This window comes from Streptomyces sp. NPDC013455, from assembly GCF_040632975.1.
In the GTDB taxonomy this organism is placed as follows: Bacteria; Actinomycetota; Actinomycetes; order Streptomycetales; family Streptomycetaceae; genus Streptomyces.
The window spans coordinates 1-1,790 of sequence record NZ_JBEYCX010000075.1 but is presented as its reverse complement, the minus strand read 5'-3'; the positions used below and the strand labels follow the sequence as shown (position 1 = coordinate 1,790).

Below are 1,790 nucleotides of genomic sequence, written 5' to 3'. Positions count from 1 at the left end.
GGCCGTCGTACGGCACTTCTCGCAGCGCGTGGCGGTCATGTACCTCGGCAAGATCATCGAGGTGGGCGACCGCGACTCCATCTACGCCCGCCCGCGCCACCCCTACACCCACGCGCTGCTGTCCGCCGTGCCCGAGGTCGACCTCACGGAGGGCGACGCGCCGGCCCGCGAGCGCATCCGCCTCGCCGGTGACGTGCCCTCCCCGATCTCCCCGCCCTCCGGCTGCCGCTTCCGCACCCGGTGCTGGAAGGCGGAGGACAAGTGCGCGGCCGAGGAGCCCCCGCTGGTCCGGCTCTCCGGCAACCACGACGGCCACCTGACGGCCTGCCACTTCCCCGAGGACCCGAGCACCGAGGCCCGCGCGGAGGACATCGTCCTGGACCCGGCGCTGGCGGCGCTGGAGGAGGGCCGGAAGGAGGAGGAACCTCACTCCTAGGCCGGGCGGGCCACGGTGATGATCTCCGGGGCGGCGGGGGTGAGCGGGCCCCGCGCCCAGTCGCCGTACTGCTCGGCCACGGCCAGACCCGCCTCCGCGAGGAAGCCCTCCAGGGTGCCGGCGTCCAGGAAGCGCAGGACGCTGTGCCGGACCCGGGGGGCGGGCCACCGGGGGCCGGCGTAGGTCTCGGTGAAGTGGACCCGGCCCCGCCGCGGTCCTCCGCCCCGCACCTCGTGCCAGACCCGTACGGGGGTGCCGTCGGCGGCGGTGATCTCGTGGATCCGGTCCGGGGTCCACCGCTCCCAGGCCCGGGCGCCCGGATTGCGGGTCTCGAAGACGAACCGCCCGCCGTCCCGCAGGGCCGCCCGGGCCGCGCGCAGACAGAGCCGGATCTCCTCGTCGCCCACCAGCTGCTGGAAGGCGTGCCCGGTCATGACGACGAGGTCGAACTCCGCCTGCCACCGCCGCACCCGCACATCGCCGAGCACCCACTCGACGTCGGGACACGCCCCGCGCGCCTGGACGAGCATGGCGGCGGCCGGATCGAGGCCCATCAGCCGGCCCCGGTGCCCCTCGGCCCGGGCCCGCCGCAGCAGCTGCCCGGTACCGCAGCCGATGTCCAGCACGGACCCGGCCTCTCGCACCAGACCGAGGTAGAAGTCGTCCCCCGGCCCCCAGGGATTGAGGCTGTCGTACAGCTCGGCGAGCGAGAGATCGGCATAGACGTGATCCACCACCGCGGCAGTGTGCCACACGATGCTGAACGGTGTGTCAGGAACGAGGCACTCCGAAACCGCTTGTGCGCCGCGGCCGTCGGCGGAGTCCGGCGAGGCCGCCGAACGCAGAGGAGGGCCCGCGCCTGGGGAGGCGCGGGCCCTCGTCCCCTGGAGCGGACGTTCATGGGCTCGGGTCAATGGGCCGGTGAAAGTCCGTTCCGCAAGGGGGCGGCTGACGGAAAGGGGTGTGTCAGGCCGCCGCCTCGGGGTCCTTGGCCAGGCGCGGTGCGGGGACCGTCTCCGCCGTCTCCGGGTAGTGGCACGCGGTCAGGTGGCCGGGCTTGTTGCCCTCGACCTGGACCAGCGGCGGAGCCTCCGTCGCGCACTTCTCGGTCGCCTTCCAGCACCGGGTGCGGAAACGGCAGCCGGAGGGCGGGTTGATCGGCGACGGCACGTCACCGGTCAGCCGGATGCGCTCCCGCGGCTCCTCGTCCACCGTGGCCTCGGGCACGGCGGACAGCAGGGCCCGCGTGTAGGGGTGGCGCGGGTTGCCGTACAGGTCCTCGCGGTCGGCGATCTCGACGATCTTACCCAGGTACATGACCGCGACGCGCTGTGAGAAGTGCCGCACGATGGCG

The 1,790-nt window shown here is 73.8% G+C and carries 3 protein-coding genes; 1 reads left to right on the top strand and 2 read right to left on the bottom strand.

Annotated features, from left to right (window positions below; genetic code table 11):
* Positions 1-436, top strand: a 436-nt coding sequence (locus ABZ576_RS34350) for an oligopeptide/dipeptide ABC transporter ATP-binding protein (protein ID WP_360750047.1), incomplete at its 5' end; no start/stop codon positions are given.
* Here the strand turns inward: ABZ576_RS34350 and ABZ576_RS34345 are convergent.
* Both ABZ576_RS34345 and ABZ576_RS34340 read right to left on the bottom strand, forming a co-directional pair.
* A complete protein-coding gene (locus ABZ576_RS34345) occupies positions 433-1,173 on the bottom strand; it encodes a class I SAM-dependent methyltransferase (RefSeq protein ID WP_360750044.1) in 741 nt (246 codons plus the stop codon). The genes ABZ576_RS34350 and ABZ576_RS34345 overlap by 4 nt on opposite strands.
* A gap of 229 nt (positions 1,174-1,402) precedes the next feature.
* The coding region (locus tag ABZ576_RS34340) for an ABC transporter ATP-binding protein (protein ID WP_360750041.1) at positions 1,403-1,790 on the bottom strand (388 nt) is incomplete at its 5' end.